Source organism: Acinetobacter sp. ANC 4204 (genome assembly GCF_002135205.1).
In the GTDB taxonomy this organism is placed as follows: Bacteria; Pseudomonadota; Gammaproteobacteria; order Pseudomonadales; family Moraxellaceae; genus Acinetobacter.
Window position 1 is genome coordinate 159,287 of record NZ_NEFZ01000002.1, and the last position, 25,314, is coordinate 184,600.

At 41.0% G+C, this 25,314-nt stretch carries 29 protein-coding genes; 10 read left to right on the forward strand and 19 right to left on the reverse strand.

The annotated features are described in order from the left end of the window. Positions 1-50: 50 nt before the first annotated feature. Both B9T36_RS04615 and tsaD read right to left on the reverse strand, forming a co-directional pair. On the reverse strand, positions 51-719 hold the full coding sequence (locus B9T36_RS04615) for an isochorismatase family protein (RefSeq protein WP_086208384.1): 669 nt from the start codon (positions 717-719) through the stop codon (positions 51-53). Positions 720-1,306: 587 nt separating this feature from the next. Then, positions 1,307-2,323 (reverse strand): tRNA (adenosine(37)-N6)-threonylcarbamoyltransferase complex transferase subunit TsaD, encoded by a 1,017-nt coding sequence (gene tsaD / locus B9T36_RS04620; protein ID WP_086208385.1) that lies wholly within the window; start codon positions 2,321-2,323, stop codon positions 1,307-1,309. Between the two features lie 146 nt (positions 2,324-2,469). Here tsaD and rpsU point away from each other — a divergent pair, with 146 nt between their 5' ends. Further along, a complete protein-coding gene (rpsU, locus tag B9T36_RS04625) occupies positions 2,470-2,685 on the forward strand; it encodes a 30S ribosomal protein S21 (RefSeq protein WP_001136722.1) in 216 nt (71 codons plus the stop codon). Between the two features lie 33 nt (positions 2,686-2,718). After that, positions 2,719-3,165 carry a GatB/YqeY domain-containing protein gene (locus B9T36_RS04630; RefSeq protein ID WP_004982206.1) on the forward strand — a complete coding sequence of 149 codons (447 nt, stop codon included), beginning with the start codon at positions 2,719-2,721 and terminating at the stop codon, positions 3,163-3,165. A gap of 169 nt (positions 3,166-3,334) precedes the next feature. Here the strand turns inward: B9T36_RS04630 and B9T36_RS04635 are convergent, their stop codons facing one another. From B9T36_RS04635 to B9T36_RS04690, 12 genes are all read right to left on the reverse strand, one after another. Continuing rightward, the gene (locus tag B9T36_RS04635; RefSeq protein ID WP_086208386.1) at positions 3,335-4,774 is read right to left on the reverse strand and encodes a M48 family metalloprotease; all 1,440 of its coding nucleotides are present in this window, start codon (positions 4,772-4,774) and stop codon (positions 3,335-3,337) included. An 84-nt stretch (positions 4,775-4,858) separates the two neighbouring features. Continuing rightward, positions 4,859-5,827, reverse strand: coding sequence for a 2-hydroxyacid dehydrogenase (locus tag B9T36_RS04640; protein ID WP_086208387.1), 969 nt, complete (start codon positions 5,825-5,827; stop codon positions 4,859-4,861). Positions 5,828-5,829: 2 nt separating this feature from the next. Beyond that, positions 5,830-6,495, reverse strand: coding sequence for a hypothetical protein (locus tag B9T36_RS04645; protein WP_086208388.1), 666 nt, complete (start codon positions 6,493-6,495; stop codon positions 5,830-5,832). A gap of 121 nt (positions 6,496-6,616) precedes the next feature. Continuing rightward, entirely contained in the window at positions 6,617-8,503 is a 1,887-nt protein-coding gene (locus tag B9T36_RS04650) for a M48 family metalloprotease (protein ID WP_213033317.1), read from the reverse strand. Positions 8,504-8,590: 87 nt separating this feature from the next. Beyond that, complete coding sequence (purF, locus tag B9T36_RS04655; RefSeq protein ID WP_086208390.1) at positions 8,591-10,126, reverse strand: amidophosphoribosyltransferase; 1,536 nt, start codon at positions 10,124-10,126, stop codon at positions 8,591-8,593. Between the two features lie 24 nt (positions 10,127-10,150). Then, positions 10,151-10,735, reverse strand: coding sequence for a CvpA family protein (locus B9T36_RS04660; RefSeq protein WP_086208391.1), 585 nt, complete (start codon positions 10,733-10,735; stop codon positions 10,151-10,153). Next, positions 10,732-11,742, reverse strand: coding sequence for a quinone-dependent dihydroorotate dehydrogenase (locus tag B9T36_RS04665; RefSeq protein WP_086208392.1), 1,011 nt, complete (start codon positions 11,740-11,742; stop codon positions 10,732-10,734). The genes B9T36_RS04660 and B9T36_RS04665 overlap by 4 nt, the downstream gene beginning before the upstream one ends. Positions 11,743-11,832: 90 nt before the next feature. After that, entirely contained in the window at positions 11,833-12,312 is a 480-nt protein-coding gene (gspM, locus tag B9T36_RS04670; protein ID WP_086208393.1) for a type II secretion system protein GspM, read from the reverse strand. Beyond that, entirely contained in the window at positions 12,312-13,451 is a 1,140-nt protein-coding gene (gene gspL / locus B9T36_RS04675; protein ID WP_086208394.1) for a type II secretion system protein GspL, read from the reverse strand. Before gspL ends, gspM begins: the two co-directional genes overlap by 1 nt. A gap of 29 nt (positions 13,452-13,480) precedes the next feature. Further along, positions 13,481-13,936, reverse strand: coding sequence for a phosphohistidine phosphatase SixA (gene sixA / locus B9T36_RS04680; RefSeq protein ID WP_086208395.1), 456 nt, complete (start codon positions 13,934-13,936; stop codon positions 13,481-13,483). Positions 13,937-14,038: 102 nt separating this feature from the next. Next, positions 14,039-15,112 carry an NAD(P)H-dependent glycerol-3-phosphate dehydrogenase gene (locus B9T36_RS04685; RefSeq protein WP_086208396.1) on the reverse strand — a complete coding sequence of 358 codons (1,074 nt, stop codon included), beginning with the start codon at positions 15,110-15,112 and terminating at the stop codon, positions 14,039-14,041. 23 nt (positions 15,113-15,135) lie between these two features. After that, a complete protein-coding gene (locus tag B9T36_RS04690; RefSeq protein WP_086208397.1) occupies positions 15,136-15,711 on the reverse strand; it encodes a nitroreductase family protein in 576 nt (191 codons plus the stop codon). A gap of 236 nt (positions 15,712-15,947) precedes the next feature. Here B9T36_RS04690 and B9T36_RS04695 point away from each other — a divergent pair, with 236 nt between their 5' ends. After that, entirely contained in the window at positions 15,948-16,328 is a 381-nt protein-coding gene (locus tag B9T36_RS04695) for a hypothetical protein (protein ID WP_086208398.1), read from the forward strand. Between the two features lie 58 nt (positions 16,329-16,386). On the opposite strand, the gene rhlB is transcribed toward B9T36_RS04695, so the two are convergent. Both rhlB and B9T36_RS04705 read right to left on the reverse strand, forming a co-directional pair. Next, positions 16,387-17,538, reverse strand: a complete 1,152-nt coding sequence (gene rhlB / locus B9T36_RS04700; protein ID WP_110975280.1) for an ATP-dependent RNA helicase RhlB — start codon at positions 17,536-17,538, stop codon at positions 16,387-16,389. A 98-nt stretch (positions 17,539-17,636) separates the two neighbouring features. Beyond that, entirely contained in the window at positions 17,637-17,849 is a 213-nt protein-coding gene (locus B9T36_RS04705; RefSeq protein WP_004648643.1) for a cold-shock protein, read from the reverse strand. 391 nt (positions 17,850-18,240) lie between these two features. On the opposite strand from B9T36_RS04705, the gene B9T36_RS04710 reads away from it, so the two are divergent. From B9T36_RS04710 to B9T36_RS04735, 6 genes are all read left to right on the forward strand, one after another. Beyond that, complete coding sequence (locus B9T36_RS04710) at positions 18,241-18,474, forward strand: sulfurtransferase TusA family protein (protein WP_086208400.1); 234 nt, start codon at positions 18,241-18,243, stop codon at positions 18,472-18,474. A gap of 141 nt (positions 18,475-18,615) precedes the next feature. Further along, positions 18,616-19,485 carry an RNA polymerase sigma factor RpoH gene (rpoH, locus tag B9T36_RS04715; RefSeq protein ID WP_086208401.1) on the forward strand — a complete coding sequence of 290 codons (870 nt, stop codon included), beginning with the start codon at positions 18,616-18,618 and terminating at the stop codon, positions 19,483-19,485. A 130-nt stretch (positions 19,486-19,615) separates the two neighbouring features. Further along, a complete protein-coding gene (locus B9T36_RS04720) occupies positions 19,616-19,981 on the forward strand; it encodes a DUF423 domain-containing protein (protein WP_004982244.1) in 366 nt (121 codons plus the stop codon). Between the two features lie 19 nt (positions 19,982-20,000). Continuing rightward, positions 20,001-20,198 carry a sulfur carrier protein ThiS gene (thiS, locus tag B9T36_RS04725; protein ID WP_078388931.1) on the forward strand — a complete coding sequence of 66 codons (198 nt, stop codon included), beginning with the start codon at positions 20,001-20,003 and terminating at the stop codon, positions 20,196-20,198. Between the two features lie 12 nt (positions 20,199-20,210). Next, positions 20,211-20,996: a thiazole synthase gene (locus B9T36_RS04730; protein WP_005400610.1), complete on the forward strand. Its 786-nt coding sequence runs from the start codon at positions 20,211-20,213 to the stop codon at positions 20,994-20,996. 186 nt (positions 20,997-21,182) lie between these two features. Then, complete coding sequence (locus B9T36_RS04735; protein WP_086208878.1) at positions 21,183-21,908, forward strand: hypothetical protein; 726 nt, start codon at positions 21,183-21,185, stop codon at positions 21,906-21,908. Positions 21,909-21,948: 40 nt separating this feature from the next. Here the strand turns inward: B9T36_RS04735 and B9T36_RS04740 are convergent, their stop codons facing one another. The 3 genes from B9T36_RS04740 to B9T36_RS04750 all read right to left on the reverse strand — a co-directional run bounded on the left by B9T36_RS04740 (position 21,949) and on the right by B9T36_RS04750 (position 23,625). Beyond that, positions 21,949-22,260 (reverse strand): putative quinol monooxygenase, encoded by a 312-nt coding sequence (locus B9T36_RS04740; RefSeq protein ID WP_086208402.1) that lies wholly within the window; start codon positions 22,258-22,260, stop codon positions 21,949-21,951. A gap of 15 nt (positions 22,261-22,275) precedes the next feature. Continuing rightward, positions 22,276-22,857 (reverse strand): NAD(P)H-dependent oxidoreductase, encoded by a 582-nt coding sequence (locus tag B9T36_RS04745; RefSeq protein WP_086208403.1) that lies wholly within the window; start codon positions 22,855-22,857, stop codon positions 22,276-22,278. Positions 22,858-23,013: 156 nt separating this feature from the next. Continuing rightward, positions 23,014-23,625, reverse strand: coding sequence for a glutathione binding-like protein (locus tag B9T36_RS04750; protein ID WP_078388936.1), 612 nt, complete (start codon positions 23,623-23,625; stop codon positions 23,014-23,016). 219 nt (positions 23,626-23,844) lie between these two features. Between B9T36_RS04750 and B9T36_RS04755 the strand changes: the two genes are divergently transcribed. Continuing rightward, positions 23,845-25,287 carry a SulP family inorganic anion transporter gene (locus B9T36_RS04755; protein WP_086208404.1) on the forward strand — a complete coding sequence of 481 codons (1,443 nt, stop codon included), beginning with the start codon at positions 23,845-23,847 and terminating at the stop codon, positions 25,285-25,287. Positions 25,288-25,314: the final 27 nt, after the last annotated feature.

Sequence of the window (25,314 nt, forward strand, 5' to 3'; positions counted from 1 at the left end):
TTTGGGGTGCTGTAATCTAGTTACTAGAAAAAACTAAGTTTAATTTCAGTTTATTGATACTTGTCTAAGTTCGTTTCAGGTCCATCTTTCACAACTGCTTGCGCTTTTGCATAACTTTCCATTAAACACTTATATTCTGGGCAGATATGTTCAGAAATAATTTCAGCAAAACGAGAACCTTCTGGACGGTTCCAAGTGCGCATTAACTCAGCCACAATGGCGAAAGTATCAGTTGGAATCGCACCAGCTTGGGTAACACGAGCAATTGATGTATCCGTCGCCATCTTATTCCAATTACCAGAAGCATCTACAACACAATACACATTATAGCCTTCCTTACGTGCACTTACGGCTGGGAATGTCATACATACACTGGTCAGGGTTCCCGCAATAATCAAAGTTTTTCTGCCTGTTTTCTTAATTTCATCAACAAAGCGTGGATTATCCCATGTATTAATTTGTCCAGTACGAGGAACATAAACCGCATGGGGTGCAAAATGGTGGATTTCAGGGATTAAAGGCCCATTTGGCCCGTCTGGCACAGAGGCAGTAGTAATCACTGGGATATTTAACAATGTTGCTGCTTTTGCAATTGCAATGACATAATTTCGTAAATCAGGTACAGGCAAATCCCGTACTGTATTAAAAAGTCCACTTTGATGATCTATCAATAAAATAACTGAATCATCTGGATCTAACATTCCATTAGTTGCTGTCATGATAAACACCTCTAATATTTTCTTCTAATTGTGTACCCCCATTGTTGCAATGGAAGTTCCTAAGACAGATGGACATATCATTAAAAGTTATAAAAATGATGCCCTATTTATTTAAAATAACTATATCTGTCTTTTATATAAACTAATCAATAAAACTCCCTTCAGAAAGAACATTCATGTTCTCTCTTGTAATTTTTACAGTCAATTTGGATAAACCCCGACCAATTTCATCAAACAGTAAATTCAAATTAAATTGTTGTAAGTTATTTATTTAATATCAAGCAAGACCTTTGAAAAATAGATTTACAAATCACTTTAGAAACCACGTGACTTCAATATTCTTCCTTAAAATCAATAATCATGTGCTCTATACGCAAATACCATTAGCACGAGTCAAATTCAAGCGTATAAGTCAAGGCAAGATACATATTCCAAACAAGACCAACCCTTTTATTTCAGCCAAGCCCAACATGAGCCAAAGTTCACACAACCTATTTATATACCTCATTCGGTTAGATCCACTTTATTGAAACAAATAAAAAAGCCCAATAAAACAAATTGGGCTTTTAAGTGTTTCAATGAAATCTTTAAACTTCACTTGGGTTGGTGAGTTCCGTCATCGGCCAACGCGGCGTAGTGGTTACTGCAAGTCCATCTTGCTGCCCTGCTTTTAAGCGCTGATAGCCCGCGAAAGCAATCATGGCCCCATTATCTGTACACAGTGCAGGCTCCGCATAATAGACTTGAGCGCGAACCTTGGTTAAATCTGCCTCCAAACGTTCCCGTAAACGTCTATTGGCACTGACACCACCAGCAATCACTAAACGCTTTAAACCTGTTTGTTTCAGTGCTTTGACTGATTTTTTCACTAAAGTATCCACGATGGCTTCTTGGAAACTCGCCGCAATATCTGCATCTCGGTTTTCATCACCTAATTTTTTCATTTGCACAGATACGGCTGTTTTTAAACCACTAAATGAAAACTCTAACCCCTGATGCAACATTGGACGCGGGAAAGCAAAAGCATTCGGGTCGCCTTGCTCAGCCAGTTTTGAAATATTCGGGCCACCTGGATAAGGTAAACCCATCATTTTCGCCACTTTATCAAAAGCTTCACCAGCGGCATCATCAATAGATTCGCCTAAAAGCTCGTATTGACCAATACCATAAGCGGCCATGAGCTGAGAATGCCCACCTGAAACCAAAAGTGCCACAAAAGGAAATTCAGGTGGTGTCGCTGATAAAAGCGGAGCCAACATATGTCCTTCCATATGGTGTACGCCAATTGCAGGTTTATTTAAGGCAAAAGCCAAAGTCCGACCAAATAATGCACCTGTCATAAGTGCGCCCATCAGCCCTGGACCACGTGTATAGGCTACAGCATCTATTTCAGATTTATGCACCCTACTTTCCTCAAGCAACTGATTTATGAGGGGAATAAGTTTACGTACATGATCGCGTGAAGCCAACTCAGGCACCACACCACCATACTCTGCATGCAGTTTAATTTGGCTGTACAGCACTTGCCCACGCAAACCCAACTCGCTGTCATAAAGGGCAAGTCCTGTTTCATCACAAGATGTTTCTAAGCCTAAAACGATCATTAAACTGCCTATAACCTGTATCAAATCTATTGCGTGAACCATTATAGACTTGTGGTATGAGATGTAAATGAGTAAAATACTGACCTTCACTTGTGATCATGGGCAATATCGCCCTGATCTTATCCATAACTTAATGAGGATTCTTCATGCCACAAGTTAAATTGAAAGAAGGCGAACCAGTAGACGTAGCTATCCGTCGTTTCAAGCGTTCATGCGAAAAAGCGGGTGTTTTGGCTGATGTTCGTAAGCGCGAATTCTACGAGAAACCAACTCAAGAACGTAAGCGCAAAAAAGCTGCTGCTGTTAAACGCTACCAAAAGAAATTGGCGCGTGAATCAGTACGTACTACTCGCCTTTACTAAGATTAATTTGTGATTGACTGTCTGGACTAAATAATGACTACTTTAAAAAGCCAAATAACTGAAGTTTTGAAAGCCACTATGCGTGCTAAAGAAATGGATAAGTTAACGGTAATTCGTGGTCTACAGGCAGCAATTAAGCAAATCGAAGTCGATGAGCGCAAAGAACTTGACGACGCTCAAGTTCTTGCGGTCATTGAAAAACAAATTAAACAACGTAAAGAATCGATCAAAGCCTTTGAAGGTGCTGGTCGAGAAGATTTAGCTAGTAAGGAACAAGCCGAACTTGAGGTTTTATCTCAATTTCTACCAGAAGCTATGACTGAGGAAGAACTTGATTCCATGATTGCGCAAACGATTGCAGCGCAAGAAGCTACTAGCATGAAAGATATGGGTAAGGTGATGAATTCTCTGCGTCCGCTCATAGCCGGGCGCGCCGATCCTTCTCAAGTTTCAGCTAAAATTAAAGCAAAACTGGCTTAATTTAAAAATCTTTAAATCCATTACGTTGAACTGACCCTTAAAAAGGCAGTTCAAAGTTTACTTGTCATAAAAATAATTCTCTCAAATCTTCTCTCTTTTTTATTTTTCAAACAATTATCAATCTCTAATTTATCCCCGTTCAACACACTACTTTTTAGCTCAGTTTGGATTAAGCTCTAAATTGTCGATCTTTCTGCATTTGCGTTAAACGCATTTTAATTGTAGCAGACATCGACTCATTATCTTTCGCTAAACGCTGCGCATGCAATAGTGACTTAATTCCCTCTTCCTCAAAACCCGACCAAAATTGTACCTCAGCCCGGTACCGCAAAACATTAACAGTATGCATTGGAGATTGCTTATCTAAGCTCGCTGCTTGTTGCATCAGGCGCCATGCACTTACATCTCTAGGATTGGTATTTAGGAACCGATTTAACACAGGTTGTGCCAGTTCAGGTCGTTTTTGCTGAATATACACTTCTGCCAACTTATAATTTAAAGCACGATTTTCAGGCATGATACTCGCAGGTGATTGGATCACTGCTAAAGCCTCATTCACCCGATTTTGCCCAAGTAAAATATCGGTCTGAATCAAGGTTTGCAAATTATGTAATCTTTGATGCGACTTTGCTTGATCTAATACTTGTTGAGCAAGCTTATAATCACCCTGTTTCACATAAAAACTAGCCAAAGCTAGCTCTGCTGCATAATTGTTCTGGTTTACTAACGTCTGTAATTGCTGCTCTGTGGCTTGATTGGAAGCGACCAAGGTGTATAACTTTAGGATTTCAAAGTCTTCATCACGCCAAGAAGACTTCACTTTAGGCAGCTGATTTGCTCTGAGCCTCGCTTCACTCATTCGTTCCGTTGTCAGTGGATGTGTGAGCCAAAAGTCAGGCAAAAAGCTCACTCGACTAGTCGCACGATGCATCACTTCAAAAAAGTCAGCCATACTCTGCGGGTTATAACCCGCACCATACATATATTGCATACCTATACGGTCAGCTTCACGCTCTTGGTTCCGGCTATAGGACAACTGCTTGTCCATCATCGCAGCCTGTGTACCCACCATCACGGCAGAACCCACATCCCCATCTGCTTTTGAAGCAACCAAAGCACCCACCAAAATACCGGCCAAAGCAAGTAAGCCCTGCCCCTTAAATGCTTCCTGTGAACGACTGTAGTGGCGCTGTGTGACGTGCGCAATCTCATGCGCCATAACACCTGCCACTTCGTCCATATTATTGGCATTGGTGATCAAGCCTGCATTTAATGCAAACAAACCACCTGGGACTGCAAAAGCATTAATTTGTGGATCATCTATCACAACCAGACCGATCGGCTGTCCAAGTTGAGTTTGACTCAAAATATTGGAAAAAGCCTTCAACAATTGATCTTCCAACCAAGTGTTTTGCATAACTGGAAGCTGACGGTGCACTTCACGATAGACTTTCTCTCCAATATAACGCTCGTTATATTGGTCAATAAAACCTATACCCGAACCAATTTCAGGTACATTGAATTGGGGCGCAGTTGTTGAGAATTGATTTTCTGCAAAACCAACAGTCGAAATTAGACTTAAACTGTATGCACACAGAAAACGTTTCAACCCTCACCCCAACTTTGTTTAAAGGAATAAAATCACTATAACATTGATAATTGAATGAAAATGCAATGAAGTGTTATCAATTTTTTATTTAAATTCAGGGTTCACCAGATATTGTGGCTGATCTCCATCCAAGGCTTTTACTAAGTTTTGATACGCTAATTCTGCCATCTTTTTACGAGTTACTTCTGTTGCAGAGCCAATATGTGGCAAAGTCACGACATTCGGTAATTGAAACAGACCAGAGTCTTGCAAAGGCTCTTGATCATAGACATCCAGACCTGCTGCAAAAATTTGCTTTTGTTCTAATGCTTGAATCAGTGCTTGCTCATCCACCACTGCACCGCGAGAAACATTGACAAAAACCGCATGCGGTTTCATTTTCTCAAAGGCTTTAGCATCAATCAAATGCTTGGTATGTGCATTCAAATCAACGGCTACCACCACAAAGTCAGACTGCACCAGCAGCTCATCCAACCCACAGAAACGCGCATTTAAGGCTTGTGCTAATTCTAATTTTTCATGACGACCATGATATAAAATATTCATGTTAAAACCATGAAAACCTCGACGTGCTATCGCAGCACCAATATTCCCCAAGCCAATAATTCCCAAGTTTTGTCCAAAAATTTCTTGACCAAACTGTGCTTGACCCACGGTTCTTAGCCATTGTCCAGTTTTGGTCCACTGATCTAAATAGGGCACTTGACGCGCTGCACTCATCAATAGAGTAAAAGCCAAATCTGCTGTCGCATTGGTTAACACATGTGGCGTATGGCTCAGCCAAACTTTTGCTTGATTAAGATAGCTCAAGTCATAGTTATCATAACCAACACTAACACTAGATATAATTTTGAGCTGTTTCGCAGTTTCTAGGTTATTTTGATTGAGTACGCGCCCTGCGCCAATCATGCCATCCGCATTCGCAACTTGCTCACGGATTTGCATATTAACATCACCCTCTTTCGGGTTGATGACCACCACGTGATAACGCTGCTTTAGGCGCTCCAATACTTCTGTATCAATTTGACTAAAAACAACGACTTTTTGCTTCATATCTATTCCGTATTGGGTTGTTTTACTCGCATCATTTGCCACAGCGCTTTTTTCAACAAAGACTGATCCAGCATTTCTTGCAAACTTGCTACTTGTGTGAATTTTACACCATTAGCATTTGGTATGGCACCCAGTGCAATGACTGTCTTCCCCTGACTTAAGCCATCAAAGAAACCTTGGATATAACTTTGCACGCCACGCCCATCTTGTAAATTAAGCAAAGGGAATGGCCAATTCAACGCATACTTTTGCGCAGGTAAAGCTTGTACGATATTTTGCCAAAGTTGTTGCTGCTCGGCACTCAACGAAGAAGCATCTATGACCAAAGCACAATGCGCCAAGGTAATCGCCTGTAACTGAAAAGCATCAACATGCATTGTCTCTCGGACAATCTCTTCTTTGTTCGCTGTAACAACTTCTTGTTGGATCGGCTGTGTTACAATTTCAGCAGATGGCGTTGGATGCGGATTCTTTTTTTGAATCAGCGGACGTTCAATCGTTATTTCTGCATTGGGTTGAACCTGAGACACAATAATTTCAGAAATACGTTCCGCACTGTTTTGATCTCTCCAAATCGAAGGTGCAACATTTTGTTGAGACGGCAGTGATCGCGGAACCCATAAATCAATTCCTAAACCTGCCAAAACCTCACGCTGATGCCCGATCATCTTTTTACTTCACCTACCGATCAATGCTTATTCTAACGACAAATGCCCAGAGATGCTTTGCTTTTCACATGGTATTGCATACTCAATAGGCAAATACTGCCCCCCATAAGTGTCCAATCTACTAAACAATCATCAAGCGGTTTTTCTTCTGCATTTGCTCAACGATCTCTTCACTATCAAAACCAAGACGCCAATAGAGCAACTCTAAAACATCTTGCTCATCTTGAGTAATGATGCGGTCATTCCACAAACAAATTTCAGCCACCCCCAAGATGCTTAAACGATCTCGGAGTAGAAGCCCAGCCATATCATTTAAAATTTCTGCCAAATCAATCGGCTCATCTGAAATTTCTGCATATTGCTCCAACTCTTGAAGGGTTAGAACCCGACGTAAAATTTTCTCACGTACTTCCAATTGCGTTTCACTATTGATTTGCTGTACATGCAACAGCGCATCAATCAAGCGCACAATCTGCGGTTTAACTTCATCCAGTGCGGCTGGCGTATGCACAGGCAATAGATTCAATTCAAATTTAACCCGTTCTAGCAACAAAGCATCCAAAAGACCGATTTCCCCATCCTCCTGAATAATTCTCGCCAGTTTCAGTAAAAACTGACGTGCAATCGTGGCAGGCATCCCCCCAATATTTAGACAGGCCTCATGGAAAATAGAAATGTGCACACGTCCATCAAGATTTAATAGTGAGTCAACAATGGCACGACTGACTTCCGCTTCAGCAGGGATAAATTCACGAAACTGGCGAATCATGAGAATCGCGACCATTAATTCGCGCGAACCTGTTGCAGTCTGTAACGCACGCTGAATCAACTCTGGACGTTCAATATGTGCACGTACTTCAGGGTTCAATGGTTTAATCGCATCTTTAATCGCAAAACTAATAGGGGATAGTCGCAGCAAAGGTAAAGGCTGTGGAGACGTCCACGGTGCTTGAAAGTCGGTATATTGCTCCTCTAAGGACCGAAACAAGCCAAACAAAGGACGATTACGTAATTTCTCTAAATTTTCAAGTTGTATATCTTGTACCAAATTCGGATTCATTTCATAAATACGCTCTTCAATACTTGGATGAATATTCATCCAGCTCTGAGCGCTTAAAGAGTTAGCAAAACACATATGTGCAATCGACTCCGAATATTCACTATGAATTTGCGAGCCTGCATGATGCACATAAATCCGCATTAGTGTTTGAATATTGGCATCGTTTTGCATCAGGCGGCGCGTTTTCATGTCATTTTTTAGAGTTCGCCCGCCCAAGGTTAAAAACTTGATACAACGTGTGACCAATACACCTAAACTGCCCACCAACCAAATTACACCACCTGTTGCAACAAATGTCGTCTCAAAACCTTGTGACTTTTTATGATGAGTTGAAAAGCCCAATTTAGCAATTTTACTGCCCCACTGACTAAAGGTGGTTAAGGCACTATATAGAATTTTCAGACGTGTATTTTCTGCTGTTTCACCTGATAGAATTTGGTTAAATTCATGATTTAACAGACCAGTCAGCTCAAGCTCATCGAGGTTTTGTAAGGCACCCCATGTTATAATAATTGCAATATTTTTCGGCTCAAAACCCGCAGTCAATGCATTGACCCCTACTTCATCAGGCAAAACATAGATCGCAGGGGTTTCTATTAAAAAAGTATCTGCTAATTTTTCAGTAATTTTCAGCGCAATACTTTCTTCAGGTGTGCTTTCAATCAAACTTAAACGTCGTGCACGCAGTTGCTTTGCTAAGCTATGTCCCCCTGAGCGAAACACATACAATTCATAAACAACTGAATAGCCCATTATGAGGAGCAATACACCAATTAAGTAAACACTCAAGCTGTGCCAAAAAATGCTTTGGCTCGGGTCAAAGTAAAAAACGAGAAGACCAACCACCGTATTTAAAATAAACAATGACAAGAGCACTGCAAGCATACAAATACTCGCAGACCACAACATATTTTTATTCTTTATGATTGAATAACTTACACCTTTCAATGTAAATCCCTTTTCTTACATTGCCTAATCAAATCCATCATAAATGAAAAAAGCGGGAAACTCCCGCTTTTCTCCACGCTAAATCGCTTAGACTTCTTTTACACCCGTCAAATCAACAGAAGCTGCATCAATATTGACGTCAATATAACTGTCTTTTTTCTTCGATGTTTCGCGACGTTTCGCTTGTAATTCATTTAAATATGCTTCATCAATACCGCCTGCAACATATTTACCATCAAATACAGAGCAATCAAACTCTTTCAAATCAGGCACTTTACTGGTACGCACAGCCGCTTTTAAGTCTTCCAAATCTTGGAAAATCAAACGATCAGCACCAATAATTTCACGAATTTCTTCCACACTGCGATCTGATGCAATGAGCTCATCTTTCGCAGGCATATCAATACCATAGACGTTTGGATATTTCACCATTGGTGCAGCAGAAGCAAAGAAAACTTTTTTCGCACCCGCATCACGTGCCATTTGGATAATTTCGTTACACGTAGTACCACGTACAATTGAGTCATCTACCAACAGTACATTTTTACCTTGGAACTCTAGTTCAACAGGGTTGAGCTTTTGACGCACTGATTTTTTACGTAGTTGCTGACCTGGCATAATAAAGGTACGGCCAATATAACGGTTCTTCATAAAGCCTTCGCGGAACTTCACGCCTAACATATTTGCAAGTTCAAGCGCTGAAGTACGTGAAGTATCAGGAATTGGAATCACCACATCAATGTCATGCTCTTCACTCCACTCCGTCAGGATTTTCTGAGCAAGTTTTTCGCCCATTTTTAAACGTGCTTTGTAGACTGAAATACCATCAATGATTGCATCTGGACGCGCAAAGTACACGTATTCAAAAATACATGGACGATATTCAGGCGCTTCAGCACATTGCTTAGTAAACATCTGACCTTTCGAGTCGATAAAGATCGCTTCACCTGGGGCAATATCACGCTCAACCTTAAAGCCAAGTGCCGTAATAGCAACTGATTCAGATGCAATGATGTATTCCATCCCAGCATCAGTTTCCCGCGAGCCATAAATGAGTGGACGAATACCATTTGGATCACGAAAACCCACTAAACCGTGGCCTGTAAGCATCGCAACTACAGCATAACCACCTTTACAACGCTGATGTACTTTGCTGACTACGTGGAAAATATCGTCCGCCGTAGGCATCAATTTACCGCGTTTTTGTAGCTCGTGTGCAAACACGTTTAACAGCACTTCCGAGTCTGAATCTGTATTCATATGACGTAAGTCTGTTTTGAACAGATCATCATGAATTTCTTCAGCATTGGTTAAGTTACCATTATGCGCTAACGTGATCCCATAAGGTGAGTTCACATAGAAAGGCTGCGCTTCAGCGCTGCTCGATGAACCCGCCGTAGGATAACGTACATGGCCAATACCGTAATTACCTTGTAATGCACGCATATGGCGAGTATGGAACACATCGCGAACCATGCCATTGTCTTTACGTAAAAATAAACGACCTTCGTGGCAGGTTACTATCCCAGCTGCATCTTGCCCACGATGTTGTAACATCGTTAATGCATCAAACAACATTTGGTTAACAGCTGATTTACCAGCTATACCAACTACTCCACACATAGCAACCTCGCAGACAAGCTAGGATTAATAAAAAGGATTATTTGTTGACTCACCCTGCCCCTCAGCATTTTTCGAGGAAATTTTAGGTGAAGAATCTGAAGATACATGTGCATCTTCAGACTTGATATGTGACATAGCCTCATTGGCCGCTTCTTTTGAAAGCTGCATCGCAAAAGGCGCGTAAGGCAAAAGTGTTTGTACAAACTTGGATTGTTTCCAATATGGAGACGTTTCTACCCAAGATCCCACACCTTGCATCGTAATCAGAACAATTAACAACCCTTTTAAAGAACCAAACGCACCACCGGCTAAACGATTCAAAGGTCCGAGTTTTAAGCTCTTTAAGATGTTGTTGAGTAATGCCGTGACGAACCACGTCAAAACCACAATAACCAATACAATAAATGCAAAAGCTGCAATTTTTTGAACCACTGGATCTTCACTGAGTGAGACCATCGAAGGTGCTAGGACAGTTGCAAATTTCGCACCTAAAATCAGTGCTAGAATCCATCCTATCAAGTTCGCAAAGGCTTTGACAAATCCTTGACGCAAACCGTTAAGCCCTCCAATGAGCAATATAATCAATATGAAGATATCAATGGCATTCATGTTGTTTTCAGTGCGGCGACGCAGTCTTGAATTAAAGTTGGCCCTGTATAGATGAGGCCACTATAAACTTGTACAAGGCTTGCACCTGCATTTTGTTTTGCAACAGCCTGCTCACCCGATAAAATTCCACCCACACCAATCAACGGAATTTGACCCTTCAAAGCATCAGCAAACGCTTTTAAACACGCTGTACTTTTTTCAAATACAGGTGCACCAGACAAACCACCTGCTTCATCACCAAACGGTAAGTTTTCCACACCCTCGCGTGATAAAGTCGTATTGGTCACGATCAGGCCATCAATTTTAAACTGAAGCAATTGTTTCGCAATAAACTGAATATCTTCCGCTTCCAAATCTGGAGCAACTTTAAGCACCAAAGGCACATAATGTTGTTGCTCTTCTGCGAGTTCCAGTTGACGTTTTTTCAATGTTTCTAATAGTTCTGTCAGCGCATCGCCGCTTTGTAGACTACGTAGGTTTTTAGTGTTTGGAGAGGAAATATTGACCGTAATATAAGAGGCATAGTTATAGACTTTTTCTAAACAAATCAAATAGTCATCTACTGCTTTTTCTACTGGAGTATCGGCATTTTTACCAATATTAATGCCCAGAACACCTTTAAATTTTGCTGCTTTGACATTTTCAATCAGTTGATCCACGCCATCATTGTTAAAACCCATACGGTTAATAATAGCTTTGGCTTGCGGAACACGGAACAAACGTGGCAAAGGATTCCCTGCCTGAGGACGTGGGGTAATGGTTCCAATCTCAATAAAACCAAAACCCAAACCTGCCAGTGCGTCAATATAAGCACCATTTTTATCTAGGCCAGCAGCTAAACCCACAGGATTAGGGAATTCGATGCCCATACATGTCACCGGTTTAGCCGCTATATTTTGACGCATTAAGCCAACTTTATGTGTCAATTTCAATAGCGATAATGTTAGCTCATGTGCACGCTCTGGTGCTAAAGTAAACAACAAAGGGCGGGCAAGAGAATACAACATATCTGCAAAAGTCTACTGCTTTTTAAGTCGCCATATTATAGGCATAGCCTAGCTAAAACACCATGCCTCGTCTGGCTTTATTTTTAGCGATTATTTCACGCTCGCCGATAATTTAATCTGCCCTGCATCTGAGACCAATTCCATCTTTTCAATACTTAAACCATTTTGTATTAACTGCGTCAGAAAATTGGCCAAAATCACATAGTTCTGATGGCTCACGACCAACTGAATTTGTTCAGCATTTTGCTGTGAAGTAACCGATAAGCCTTGCTGCTGGGCGATACGCTGGATTTGCTCCATCGGTGTTAATTGCCCATCAGAACTTGACTTCATGGTGACTGCATTGCTCTGCATCCATGTCATGGTTTCCTTGAGCTGATTCACGCGTTTTTGCTGTTTCTCTGCCGCAGCATGGGTATACCAAAGTGTAGCCCCTATCGAGCTCACCAAGACGAAAACGACCAAGAAGATAGCCAATATACGGTCGCGCGGTGTAAGACGGTCAAAATAAACACCGATTACCTCTAAACGCTGATCGAAAACTGTTTGTAAATTTTGCATGGCTTTCATTATTGTATTTTCACCATTCCAATGGCCCCACCCGTAGTCGGCTGGATATTGCCTAATTCAACCTGAAAACCTTGTTGGTTCAGTTGCTGAGTAAGTGCTTGCAAAGCGTCTGCCGAATTTGCCTTCAATTGCATATTCAAAGTATTCGCTTCATATACCACCTGATTGGCCACAATTTGCTGTTGCATCAATACAGGACCAACTCGACTAAGCAAAGATAAAGCTTGTGCATCAGCTTGTTTATTCATTTTTAGCTGGTATTCAAACTGACTTCGTAACGTTTGCTCGGTCACAGGATAATTCGCACCAAACCAATATTTAAATTGATCGACAGCTTGAACCGCAACTTGGTCTGCTATTTTTTTGTTTTGATACCAACGAGTTGTATCATAAGCGAGTTGCGTCACAATCAATGCAACCAAGACCGCAGCACAGGCTTTCCAGTAACCTCCTGAGCTGCTCTGCTCTTTAACTTTAGGTAACACATTCCACGGATGTTGCTTTGCTCTTGGCAAGGCAACCCACTCATAGTGAAAAGACTCTAGCTGCTCCTGTGTCACACGGGCACTTAGACTGTGCATGTGTGAAGCAGTAAAATTACAAATTTTATATTTTTGCTCAGGCGCTTGATAATCTAAGAACACCGAAAGATCATCAATCGAGCCACCCAACCATGTATTAGAACGAAATAACAAGCGTTCTTCAATACAGCCCAGTATAACCTGTTCTGCTGTCGGTTCTGGCAGAATCAAAAAGTCTGGTAATAGACTCACCAATTTCACAGGAATTAAGCTAAGTGCATGTTGCAATGTTTCTAAGCGATGATTTGCAATACCTAACACCGTTAACTGCTCAGGCGCTTGAAAGTGGTGTAGAACCTTCATCTGGTCAATTGAGCTCAGCACATATTCTTCGAGCAAATATCTCACCCCTTCAGCACCCAATTGTTTGTATTGAGCCTTAGGTATGTTTTGCTGAATCATTTGCACATCTCGACTTGGAAAGAAAACGGTTGCTTCCTCACCATGATGAGCTTGTATATCTTGGATCAATTGCTCAAGTGTATAAGCAGTTTGCCATCTTTCCCCTGTAGACCAGTGCCATGTTCCATCGGCTTCGGGCATCCAAATTTGCAACATGTATTATATTCTGCCGTTTGAATTATTTTTTATATACTAGGTATAAATGCTTTTGTTTGTGTCGACAAGCCCTCTGCAATGACTGCTTGCTCATAAATACGAACTTCTGCCAAAGCATAAGGGTTAAATGATTCTGTTACCAAAATAGATGCTATATGTGCCACCACATTCATATGACATACCACAACAATAGACTCATAGGGTAAATGTGACAACCACTCAACCGCAGCCTTAGCATCGTCATCGGGTTTAATAGTATTACACACCACGACAGGCACATCAGCAAAATGCTGTTTAATGTGCGCCAAGGTTTCCTGTGCTCGTAACAAAGGGCTCACGACAAATACATCTGGTTGAATACGTGACTTTAAAAAGTCAGCAGTCTGTTCAGCTTGTGCATGCCCTCTTTCTGTCAATGGTCGCTTGCTATCATTCCCCATCATCGGTGGTGCAGCTTCACCATGACGAACTAAAGTCAGTTGCATAAAAAATCCTTATTCAAATCCTGATTATTTTAATTAATTTTTATGACAATACTGTCACTTTGGACATTCAACAGTCCATTTTATCAGCCTTTTTCTATCATTTTAAACTTCATGATGTGGTAAAACGAATTCCACATCACTTCGATGTCCATTTTTCATCAATGAAAGCGCAATTGTCATTGGCGGTGCATTTTCAAATATCACACTGTATAACGCGCTAGTAATCGGCATATACACATCCAACTCTTCGGAGCGCGCTTTCACTTGCACAATGGTATTGATCCCTTCTGCCGTTTGTCCGAGTTCAGTGGTTGCCTGTTCCAAACTCTTGCCCTGCCCCAATGCAAACCCTACTTGATAATTGCGACTGAGTGGACTGCTACAGGTTGCAAATAAATCACCCACACCAGACAAGCCCAAGAAAGTGAGTGGATTTGCCCCTAACTTCACTGCAAAACGACTCATTTCCGCCAAAGCACGGGTCAAAATCATACTCTTGGTATTTTCACCGACTTTGTATGCAGCAGCCATTCCCATTGCGACCGCATAAATATTTTTAAGCGCACCACCAAGTTCTACACCATGCACATCATCACTAGCAAAAACACGAAATAATGCACTATGTAACGCTTGTTGCACTGCATATCGCACTAGCTCGGACTCGCTTGCAATCACTGTTCCGGCTGGTTGCCCCGCGACAATTTCCTTGGCCAAATTTGGACCAGACAATACCCCATAAGGCACTTCTGGTAGCTCTGAGCGAATAATATCACTCATAAAACTAAAGGTATTGGCTTCGATACCTTTGGTCAAAGACACCACCGCTTGCGAAGTAATAAACGGTTTGATTTGTTTGAGGACATCACGAAAAGAATGACTTGGAATCGCCACTAAAATAATGTCGCGATCACGAACAGCCTCTTCTATATTTGAAACTGCACGCAAACCATCTTCCAATTTAAAATCAGGCAAATAGCGTTTATTCACATGCGTCGCATTGATATCCGCCGCAACGGCTTCATCACGAATCCAAATCATAGTATCGCAGCCATTACGAACCGCGGTATTCGCCATGGCCGTTCCAAAACTACCGCCACCCAAAACTGTAATACGTAGTGCCGTTTTTTGATTCACCGCTACAGGTTCAACCAAATCTGAAAACTTTAACTCTGACATTATTTTTATATCCTAAAATGGAACTATTGATTCCAATAACTTACGTAATCTTGGGTTTGAATCTCAGCACGTGGAGGAATCGCTTTAAATGCTGTACCAATGTATAAAATACCTGAAATCAAATCATCTGCGGTGAGGCCTAAAGCCTTTTTTAAATATTCCGATTCCACCACTGCTCCACTACGCCACATACTTGAAAAGCCTTGCGCCTGTAATGACAAAATAAAGTTTTGAATCGCAGCACCACTACTTAAAGTCTGCTCAAAATAAGGGACTTTCGGGTGTTGTTGAAACTTGGTTAAAGCCAATACCAATAAAGGCGCACGAAAAGGATGATTTTTGACCCGATCCAACTGTGCCACTTCCGTTTCACCTAAATCTGCCAAGGCTTGTGACAAAAGCTCACCAAATGCCTCACGCTGATCTTCAGCGATTACAATAAAACGAGTCGGTTTTAAACGATGGTGGTCAGGTGCAGTCAAGGCAGCTTGAAAGGCCCGTTCTAATTGTTCCGCATTCGGTGCAGGTTCGACTAAATGTCCAAGCGATTGACGTTGATGCATATTTTGATGAACGATATCTACTTCGAGTTCCGTCATTGGGTGCTTAATCTTTCAAATTAAAAAATACGTTTTAGATTAGCATACTCTGAAAAGTTTGCTCTAGCGCTTCGTTATGAAATACCCATTTTCAGCAAAACTTATTTTTAAAATCCAAAAATCTTATAGAAATGTATCGAAAAGACCATATTTTTCGTACATTTCTTTCACCTTAGACTCTAAAAGCTATGTTCAAATACAACCATTCATTTATTAAACACAACTGGGCTACGAAAATGAAAAAAAATATCGTTATGGCTGGAACAGCTGCTGTGATACTCCTTCTGAGTGCTTGTGCATCAACGCCAAGTAACTCTCTCGCTATACAAAAAGCAGATAATCAATACGAAGTTACAGGGATTGGTAAAACAGCACTCATTTCAAAAAATAATGCAATTGAAGCAGCAGCGAAAACTTGTGGTTCTAAAGCAACAGCGATTGTGAGTGATGAAAAAACTGAATATCAAGGTGCTTTAAAAGGCGTAGTGAGTGACGAAACTGGAAAAATGATTCAAGCAGCCGCATCTGTACTGGGTTCTATTTCGGGTACAAATTCAGGCATTAACCAAGACAGTGACTACCAAACTGTTTTAACTTTCTCATGTAAAGCAAAATAAAGATGCCATAAAAAAACCGCTCATCTGAGCGGTTTCTTATACCAATCACTTCAAACCATTAACAATAGCCGTCTAAACGTGTCAATGGAAGTTTTTGCCCAATGGCTTTTTCAATTTCTGGTAGATAGAACGCATCATCTTCAGATAAGAAACTGATACTCACACCACGCGTACCTGCGCGACCTGTACGACCAATACGGTGTACGTAGTCATCCGACTGTTCAGGTAAAGTGAAATTCACCACATGCGATACACCATCTACATGGATACCACGACCCGCAACATCAGTTGCAATCATAATATTATGTTGACCATTTTTAAATTGATCTAACATTTTCAAACGTTTGTCTTGTGCAATTTCACCAGACAACATCACTACTTTATAGCCATCACGCTTTAAGTTGTCATACAGCTTACGCACTTGATCACGACGATTGGCGAAAATCATGACTTTTTCAATGGGCTCATCGCGTAGAATGTCTTGTAGCAATTTATATTTATCAGATTTTGCGACCATGTACACACGTTGCTCAACATCGGCATTGGTTTTCTTTTCTGGCTCAATTTCAACGGTTACAGGTTCAAATAACCATTGCTGTGCAAGGTTTAAAACATCGTAACTAAACGTTGCAGAGAACATCAAAGTCTGACGTTGTTCCTTGCGCGGTGAGAAACGGACAATACGTTTGACTGAAGGAATAAAGCCCATATCCAATAAGCGATCAGCTTCATCAATAACCAAAAACTCAATTTGGTCGAGCCAGACTTCTTTTTGCTCAACAAAGTCAATCAGACGACCAGGAGTTGCAACCATAATATCGACTGGTTTTTTATCAAGTTGTGCTTTTTGTTTATCAAAATCAACACCACCCAACAAAGTCACGACATTTAAATCGGAGAATTTCGTGAGTTCTTTGGCATCACTTTCAATTTGTAGTGCAAGCTCTCGCGTAGGTGCCAAAATTAAAGCACGTGGTTCACCACGATAACGTTGGCCTTGAATCGGGTTATTTAGCAAATCGTTAATTACGCTCACTAAAAATGCAGCCGTCTTCCCTGTTCCTGTTTGTGCACGACCAATTGCATCATGTCCTGCCAAAGTGAATTTTAAAACCTTTTGCTGAATAGGCGTCATATCCTTAAAACCTAAAGCATCAATGGCTTGTTTCAGTTGAGGATGTAAATTTAAGGTTTCAAAACCTGATGACATATATGTGCGCTCTGACGGAAAATCACGAAAATCGAATCGTATTATAAACAAAAAACGCCCCAATTTACATTGGGGCGTTTTTAAGTACTATCAGACGATTAGTCTAAAGGTTGTACTTCTTCAGCTTGGAAGCCTTTTTGACCTTTTACAACGCTGAATTCAACGCGTTGGCCGTCACGAAGTGAACGGTGGCCGTCGCCTTGGATAGCACGGAAGTGAACGAATACATCGTCACCGCCATTGCGTTGGATAAAGCCGAAGCCTTTAGTGTCGTTGAACCATTTAACTACGCCTTGTTCACGAGCTGTCATAAGTTAATCCTCATTGTATTTAAAAGAAGGACCACCCGGTGTTGCAAACAGCAGACCAAACAAGGTTTAAAAATATTTATTATTTCTAAGCTTGTAATCATTCTGTATAACTATTAACAAAATCCCGGTTACATCCATTTGTAAAATAGGCGTTAAAACAATTTATAGTTGTATTAAATCCCAGTACGCGACGAGCTTAACATGGGTTAAAAACAATTCATACCCTTTTTTTGATTAATCGTCTTTTTTAATTCAGCATATTTTTTAACTAGTTATTTGTAATTTTTGATATAGCGACTATCGGCCTATAAAATATGAAATAGTTGGGTTTTGGCACTGAATTTGCTAATATTTCTATCCGCCTAAATGTTGTAAAACTTAGCCTAACTATATGAGTAATATTGAACAAAATATCAACATTATTGATGCAATAGGACAACCTTGCCCTATGCCTTTGTTGTTGCTTAAACGCGCACTCAAAAAGAGTACTCATCAACATTTGCTGCTAAAATCGTCTGATCCACACAGTCAAGCCGATGTTACACGGTATTGCGAAATCCATCATTTAACTTGTGTTTTGAAACAAATTAATGCGCATGAATTTCACTACTTCATTGAATCTTAATTCTTTTCGATTACACTAACTGTATTCACATTTTGCATAAAAGTTTACATTTCTATACCCAATTTTCCATTATTCGCTGGAAGTTTGGATTAAGATAAAACTCAATGAGTGGGTAAAAATGAAAATCCCTAAGGAGAACACATGAGTGACAGCAGCAATCAATTGATGCCCCTGTCATTATCAGCACCAGGTGTAAACTTGGGTGCTTATATTAGTACTGTCAACCAAATCCCGATTTTGACAGCGGAACAAGAAAAAGAGCTAGCTGAACGCTACTATTATGACCAAGACCTCGATGCAGCTAAACTTCTAGTCATGTCGCATTTGCGTTTTGTGGTTCATATTGCCCGCAGTTATGCAGGCTATGGCTTACCTCAAGGTGACCTTATTCAAGAAGGTAACTTGGGCTTAATGAAAGCCGTTAAACGTTTCGACCCGAACATGGGCGTACGCTTGGTCTCTTTTGCAGTACACTGGATTAAAGCCGAAATTCACGAATATGTGATCCGTAACTGGCGTATTGTCAAAATTGCGACCACCAAGGCACAGCGTAAACTGTTTTTTAATTTACGTAGTCTGAAAAAATCGTCTAAGAAGTTGACTTTACAAGAAGCTCAATCAATTGCAAATGATCTGAATGTCACACCAGAACAGGTGTTAGAAATGGAAGGTCGTTTGACTGCCTATGATGCGGCATTTGAAGCTCAAGGGGAGGATGACGATGAAGGATCAACTCACGTTGCACCCGCTTTGTATCTTGAAGACAACCGTTATGATCCTGCTCGTTTAGCAGAAGAGGACGACTACGAAGAACAAAGCACCAATGCCCTGCATGATGCCATGGAGCAATTGGATGACCGTTCTCGAAATATTTTACAGCGTCGTTGGTTAGATGATGAAAAATCGACCTTACACGAACTGGCTGCTGAATATAATGTTTCAGCAGAACGTATTCGTCAGTTAGAAAAAAATGCCATGGAAAAAATTAAAGTGGCAATGTCATCGAACTAAGTTGATATAGATATAGAAAAGGGCGAAATGCCCTTTTCTTTTTTGTAAATAAATGAGGCTTTTTGTCTTTTAACCTGTCTTCAAAATATGCTACTTTGTTGCGCACAGTGATATAAGTAAAGCATTGCCTATGTGGATTGCGATTTCAGCGCTAAATTTAGCGTTTGCCGTTATATTAGGTGCCTTTGGCGCACATGGTCTCAAAGCACGTGCTACTGAAGCTCAATTGGCTTGGTGGCAAACGGCAACTGATTATTTTTTTTATCATGCGCTTGGTTTACTGGCGCTTGGCATTTTGGCCAAAGTCATCCCGCAACTTCCCATCAAAACCAGCTTTTTACTGATCCAAGTCGGCATCTTCTTTTTCTGTGGTTCCCTGTATGTCATGGCATTGGGCTTACCGCGTGGCCTAGGTGCAATTACCCCGATTGGTGGCGCATTGATGATTGCAGGTTGGTTGGTTCTGGCATGGAATGCCATGAAATATGCCAAGTAAACAACTAGAGATGAGCACAATGCAGATTTATTTAAACGGCGAACTACAGCATACCGAATGTAAAACCCTGCTTGAGCTGGTGCAAACCTTTGCACTTGAAGGCAAACGTTTTGCTGTTGAGCAAAATGAAAACATTATTAGTAAAAGTAAATTGGAACACACCCCAATTTGTGCAATGGATCGAATTGAAATTATTCATGCCGTCGGTGGCGGTTAATACGGAGTTCACATGCAAGACAGCCCTCTCATCATTGGTTCTAGATCATTTCAATCTCGTCTACTGGTGGGCACAGGTAAATATAAGGACCTGCAAGAAACCGATTTGGCCATTCAAGCCAGTGGCGCAGAAATCGTGACTGTTGCAATTCGTCGCGTCAATATTGGTCAGCATCCCGATCAACCAAACCTATTGTCCGTGGTCCCACCTGAAAAATACACGATTCTCCCGAATACAGCAGGCTGTTTTGATGCCAATAGTGCCGTGCGTACCTGTATGTTAGCGCGTGAGTTATTAGACGGTCATAACTTGGTCAAGCTTGAAGTATTGGGCGATGAAAAAACGCTGTATCCAAACATTACCGAAACATTGAAAGCGGCACGTACCTTGATTGACGATGGTTTTGAAATCATGGTCTATACTTCAGATGACCCTATTGTGGCGCAAGAGCTTGAAAGCATGGGCTGTGTTGCCATCATGCCTTTAGGCAGTTTGATTGGTTCGGGTCTAGGGATTTTAAATCCACACACGATTTCTATCATTAAAGAAAATGCCAAAGTGCCTGTGTTGGTGGATGCAGGTGTGGGAACTGCAAGCGATGCAGCCATTGCCATGGAACTTGGCTGTGATGGCGTATTGATGAATACCGCGATTGCTGCCGCTCAACATCCAATTTTAATGGCTTCTGCAATGAAAAAAGCCGTTGAAGCGGGTCGAGAAGCGTTCCTCGCAGGTCGTATGCCTCGCAAACGTATGGCGAATGCAAGCTCACCAGAAACAGGTTATTTCTTTAAATAATCTCTTGATCTTTGTTAAGCAATCACAAAGGATTCTTCGGAGTCCTTTTTTTATTTAGTTCAACATAAAGTCAGTATTTTATGCTGACTTAGCTTGTAGGGACATGCCGTCGTACTCTTTGATACACTCAATAATATCCATCTTCAAATATCTATAACCATATAAAAATGAGAGGAAACGATGCCCATGCAAAAATGGATCAGACCAACACTCATAGTCAATGCCTTATTTTTCATAACACTCGCAAGCAATGCTTGGGCCAAAGCAGAGGCAAAACCGACTCTCAAAACGAGCTACCAAGCTTTTGTGCCAAAAAACTGGAAGGTTTTAGAAAAAGTCCAAGGCGATTTAAACCAAGATGGTCAAGCGGATATTGCCCTGATTATTGAAGACACCAATCCTGAACATTTCGTTAAAAATGATCGCTTAGGGAGTGATGTCCTCAATATCAATGAACGAAAGCTTTTGGTTTTATTGAAGCAAACGCATGGTTATCAACTTGCAGCGACTAATACTACTTTGCCGACAGAAGGTGACCTAGAGTCCCCTTGCCTCGCAGATCCACTCGGTGAGACTGAAGCGTTAAGCATTCAAAAAGGCGTGCTCAAAGTTCATCTGCACTACTGGTTAAGCTGTGGTTCATGGTATGTGACCAATCACACGTATACCTTTCGATACCAAGACCGTGCATTTAAACTGATTGGTTATGATGTCGATGATTTCCACCGTGCATCGGGCGACATCACGGCGCAAAGTATTAATTTCATGACAGGCAAAGTAAAAAGTACGACAGGTGAAAATGAATTTGCTGAAAGCACTCAACCTGTCAAGATTCAATGGTCAACGCTCAAACAGCGCTATGCATTGAAACTCGAACAGGTTCAGTTCAATGAACCACTTGAGTTTAAATAGATAGAGCGAAGAAAAGCTTTATCAAACTCATATGCATCGCTTACTGCGCTTCTAAAATACGGATTTGCACCTGAGCAACTGCACCTTCGGTTGCTTGAGCATGTTGCTGCATATTGATACTGTGCATATGTGTTTCTAAATGCTGCATGCTTTCCCATTTTTCATACATCATGATTGAAAACGGTACTTTGGTCTGTAATGCACTCTCAACAGAAGGATGATCAATATGCACGTCATAGAGATGGCAACCAGGCTCTTGTAAGACCTGCTCACGAATGTTGTTGAATGAATCAAGAACCGTTTTAAAATCTTGCTCTGAATGACAAATAATTTCAGCTATTACAGTTAACATCGTTGCCTCTCCGAATTAAGCAAAAACTTGCGTCAAATGGTTACGGTACTGCGCCATATAGGCTTCAACTTCAGGTGCTTTAATCACATCATTCACAATAAATGTCGGTAAGGTTTGCATTCCTAAGAACTGATTGGCTTTGTGAAAAGGTAAATAAACCCCGTCGACCCCAACCCCATGAAAAAATTGTTCAGTATCGTTAAATGCATCCATCGGTGCATTCCATGTCAACGACAGCATATAGTTTTTATCGTGAATCAGACCGCCTGAACCATATTTTTTTGAAGCATCTGCACGTGAGCGACCATCATTGGCATACAGACTACCGTGCCCTTCGGTAAAGACATCATCAATATACTTTTTCACAGTCCACGGCGCACCCATCCACCAACCTGGCATTTGGTAAATCACGGTGTCTGCCCACAGAAATTTTTCCACTTCAACTTTTGCATCATATTCGCTATCGGCACGGGTCACTTGAACCTGATGCCCTAAACCTGACAAGACCTCTTGTGCAAGTTCAGTCAAGGTATCGTTTAACTGGCCATTCGAGTGTGCAAAGGTTTTTGCACCGTTAATTAATAAAATATTTTTCATTGGAAGAACCTAAAAACCAAAATCTATATAGGCACTATAGAGACTCTGTTCAGCGCTAAAAAGTAGTGAATCTGCAAAATATTATTGACTAAATATCAACAATAAATTTTAAAGTACAAAAAAAGCGCCTTTCGGCGCTTCTTCAATGCATCAAAATTAAGGAATTAGACCTTCATCTCGCATTGCAATTTGTACTGACTGACGTTCAGCCACTTTATTACGGATAAAGATAATATTTTTATACGGTGATAAATCATGTTCGATGCCATTTGACCAATTGGTGAGGACAAATAAATATGCATCCGCAGGGCCAAAATTATCATCGACCAAATAGTCATGATCCGACTCACCAATTTGTTTGTCGATATAACTAAGTAAACGATCAATCTCTGCATAGGCTTTTTCTTTGGCAGCAGCATCTAATGGCGCACCGAAGAAAACGGCATAAGCATCGTGCAATTCAGAGTTTAAATAACCTAGCCATTCTAAAACTTTGGCACGCCCTAAGCCTGATGGCGGAATAAGATCTTGTTTTGGATCATGTTGTGCTAAAAATGGCAAAATGGCTACATTTTCAGTCAGAATCAAACCTGGATTAATTTCTAAAGCGGGTACATATCCTTTTGGATTAATTTCGTAATAATCAGCACCTTTTTCTGTTTTATGTGTTTTTAAATCTACTCGGACTAAATCAAAGTCAACATTAATTTCATTGAGGATAATGTGCGCCGCAAGCGAGCACGCACCCGGTGCATAATAAAGCTTCATATCTGATCCTTGTTATAACTCTATTCTCTGTTTTAAATGGCTTCTAACAAACTTTCAAGTGATCAAAACCTGTAAATTGCAAAAAAGCGTAAACGAAAAATCATTCGTTCGCCTATTGAATATTGTCTAATTCACATTTTTTTTCAAGTACAACAACACTGCAATTTGCAACAGAGTTGTTTTAACATAGCCCCCTTGACCCTAAAATGAATTTGATCTGTGATTAGCCTTAAAAAAGATGAATGGTTTTCTAACATTCGTACCGATGTTCTTGCTGGTTTAGTGGTAGGACTTGCTCTAATTCCCGAATCTATTGCTTTTTCAGCAATTGCAGGTGTAGACCCTCAAGTCGGACTGTATGCCTCCTTTTGTATCGCAGTGAGCATTGCTTTTTTTGGCGGTCGTCCAGCCATGATTTCAGCTGCTACAGGCGCGATGGCTCTACTCATGATCACGCTGGTCAAAGAGCATGGCCTACAGTATTTACTGGCGGCAACTATACTCACTGGTGTCATTCAGATCATTGCGGGTTATTTTAAAGTCGCCAAACTGATGCGTTTTGTGTCGCAGTCAGTGGTGTATGGGTTTTTAAATGCACTGGCAATTTTAATCTTCATGGCACAGCTTCCAGAACTCAGCCAAATGAATCACTGGGGCTATGCATTTGTTGCACTTGGCCTCGCTGTGATTTATCTGTTTCCCTATCTGCCTAAAGTGGGGAAAAGCATTCCCTCACCGCTTATTTGTATTCTTGTCCTGACCGCTTTGGCGCTGTTTTTCGGCACGGATATGCGTATGGTCAGTGACTTAGGTCATTTCCCCAATACTTTACCTATTTTTCTTCTGCCTGATATTCCACTGACCTTTGAAACGCTACAAATTATCTTTCCTTACGCCATCACATTAGCGACCGTCGGTTTGCTTGAAAGCATGATGACCACCACAGTAGTGAATGAAGTCACAGGCACTGAAGGTGACCGTCATCAAGAATGTCGCGGACAAGGTATGGCAAATATTGTGAGCGGTTTTATGGGCGGTATGGCAGGTTGTGCCATGATTGGACAGTCTGTGATTAATGTCAGCTCAGGTGCGCGTACTCGACTTTCAACCTTAGTGGCTGGTGTGTTTTTACTGTGTTTGGTGGTGTTTTTTAAAGACTGGCTGTCTTATATTCCAATGGCGGCATTGGTTGCCATTATGATCATGGTGGCATTTACAACCTTTCAATGGGACTCGGTTAAAAACATCGCTAAACACCCGTTACAAAGTAATATGGTGATGTTGAGTGTCGTGATCATTGTCTTAGCCACACACAATCTTGCCTTGGGTGTCTTTGTCGGGGTTTTACTGTCCGCATTATTTTTCATCAATAAACTGGAAAGTACAGTTCATATCCAATCTGAACTGCATAACCATACCCGTCGCTATGTAGTGAGTGGTCAAATTTTCTTTAGCAGCTCAGAGAAATTCTTTCAATTTTTTGACTTTAACGAACATATTCAGAAGGTTGAAATTGAACTCAGCCATGCACATATTTGGGATATGACTTCAGTCCAAATGTTAAATGCTGTGGTTGCAAAGTTTGCAGCCCGCGGTGTAGTGGTCGAGGTGTTAGGCTTAAATGAAGCCAGCAGCACCCTCATTGACCGCATCAGCTCATAAAATTGAAACCCTAGATAAAATAAAAGG

Excerpts from the sequence above, each read along its gene's own strand:
- rpoH (WP_086208401.1), top strand. The coding sequence starts at position 18,616 with ATGAGTGACAGCAGCAATCAATTGATGCCCCTGTCATTATCAGCACCA.
- B9T36_RS04710 (WP_086208400.1), top strand. The coding sequence starts at position 18,241 with ATGAGTAATATTGAACAAAATATCAACATTATTGATGCAATAGGACAA.
- gspM (WP_086208393.1), bottom strand. The coding sequence starts at position 12,312 with ATGAAAGCCATGCAAAATTTACAAACAGTTTTCGATCAGCGTTTAGAG.
- B9T36_RS04745 (WP_086208403.1), bottom strand. The coding sequence starts at position 22,857 with ATGAAAAATATTTTATTAATTAACGGTGCAAAAACCTTTGCACACTCG.
- gspL (WP_086208394.1), bottom strand. The coding sequence starts at position 13,451 with ATGTTGCAAATTTGGATGCCCGAAGCCGATGGAACATGGCACTGGTCT.
- B9T36_RS04630 (WP_004982206.1), top strand. The coding sequence starts at position 2,719 with ATGACTACTTTAAAAAGCCAAATAACTGAAGTTTTGAAAGCCACTATG.
- rpsU (WP_001136722.1), top strand. The coding sequence starts at position 2,470 with ATGCCACAAGTTAAATTGAAAGAAGGCGAACCAGTAGACGTAGCTATC.
- B9T36_RS04690 (WP_086208397.1), bottom strand. The coding sequence starts at position 15,711 with ATGACGGAACTCGAAGTAGATATCGTTCATCAAAATATGCATCAACGT.
- B9T36_RS04645 (WP_086208388.1), bottom strand. The coding sequence starts at position 6,495 with ATGATCGGGCATCAGCGTGAGGTTTTGGCAGGTTTAGGAATTGATTTA.
- B9T36_RS04695 (WP_086208398.1), top strand. The coding sequence starts at position 15,948 with ATGAAAAAAAATATCGTTATGGCTGGAACAGCTGCTGTGATACTCCTT.
- B9T36_RS04685 (WP_086208396.1), bottom strand. The coding sequence starts at position 15,112 with ATGTCAGAGTTAAAGTTTTCAGATTTGGTTGAACCTGTAGCGGTGAAT.
- B9T36_RS04740 (WP_086208402.1), bottom strand. The coding sequence starts at position 22,260 with ATGTTAACTGTAATAGCTGAAATTATTTGTCATTCAGAGCAAGATTTT.
- B9T36_RS04665 (WP_086208392.1), bottom strand. The coding sequence starts at position 11,742 with ATGTTGTATTCTCTTGCCCGCCCTTTGTTGTTTACTTTAGCACCAGAG.
- B9T36_RS04705 (WP_004648643.1), bottom strand. The coding sequence starts at position 17,849 with ATGACAGCTCGTGAACAAGGCGTAGTTAAATGGTTCAACGACACTAAA.
- B9T36_RS04750 (WP_078388936.1), bottom strand. The coding sequence starts at position 23,625 with ATGAAGCTTTATTATGCACCGGGTGCGTGCTCGCTTGCGGCGCACATT.
- tsaD (WP_086208385.1), bottom strand. The coding sequence starts at position 2,323 with ATGATCGTTTTAGGCTTAGAAACATCTTGTGATGAAACAGGACTTGCC.
- B9T36_RS04735 (WP_086208878.1), top strand. The coding sequence starts at position 21,183 with ATGCAAAAATGGATCAGACCAACACTCATAGTCAATGCCTTATTTTTC.
- purF (WP_086208390.1), bottom strand. The coding sequence starts at position 10,126 with ATGTGTGGAGTAGTTGGTATAGCTGGTAAATCAGCTGTTAACCAAATG.
- rhlB (WP_110975280.1), bottom strand. The coding sequence starts at position 17,538 with ATGTCATCAGGTTTTGAAACCTTAAATTTACATCCTCAACTGAAACAA.
- B9T36_RS04615 (WP_086208384.1), bottom strand. The coding sequence starts at position 719 with ATGACAGCAACTAATGGAATGTTAGATCCAGATGATTCAGTTATTTTA.
- B9T36_RS04730 (WP_005400610.1), top strand. The coding sequence starts at position 20,211 with ATGCAAGACAGCCCTCTCATCATTGGTTCTAGATCATTTCAATCTCGT.
- B9T36_RS04640 (WP_086208387.1), bottom strand. The coding sequence starts at position 5,827 with ATGAAGCAAAAAGTCGTTGTTTTTAGTCAAATTGATACAGAAGTATTG.
- B9T36_RS04720 (WP_004982244.1), top strand. The coding sequence starts at position 19,616 with ATGTGGATTGCGATTTCAGCGCTAAATTTAGCGTTTGCCGTTATATTA.
- thiS (WP_078388931.1), top strand. The coding sequence starts at position 20,001 with ATGCAGATTTATTTAAACGGCGAACTACAGCATACCGAATGTAAAACC.
- sixA (WP_086208395.1), bottom strand. The coding sequence starts at position 13,936 with ATGCAACTGACTTTAGTTCGTCATGGTGAAGCTGCACCACCGATGATG.
- B9T36_RS04660 (WP_086208391.1), bottom strand. The coding sequence starts at position 10,735 with ATGAATGCCATTGATATCTTCATATTGATTATATTGCTCATTGGAGGG.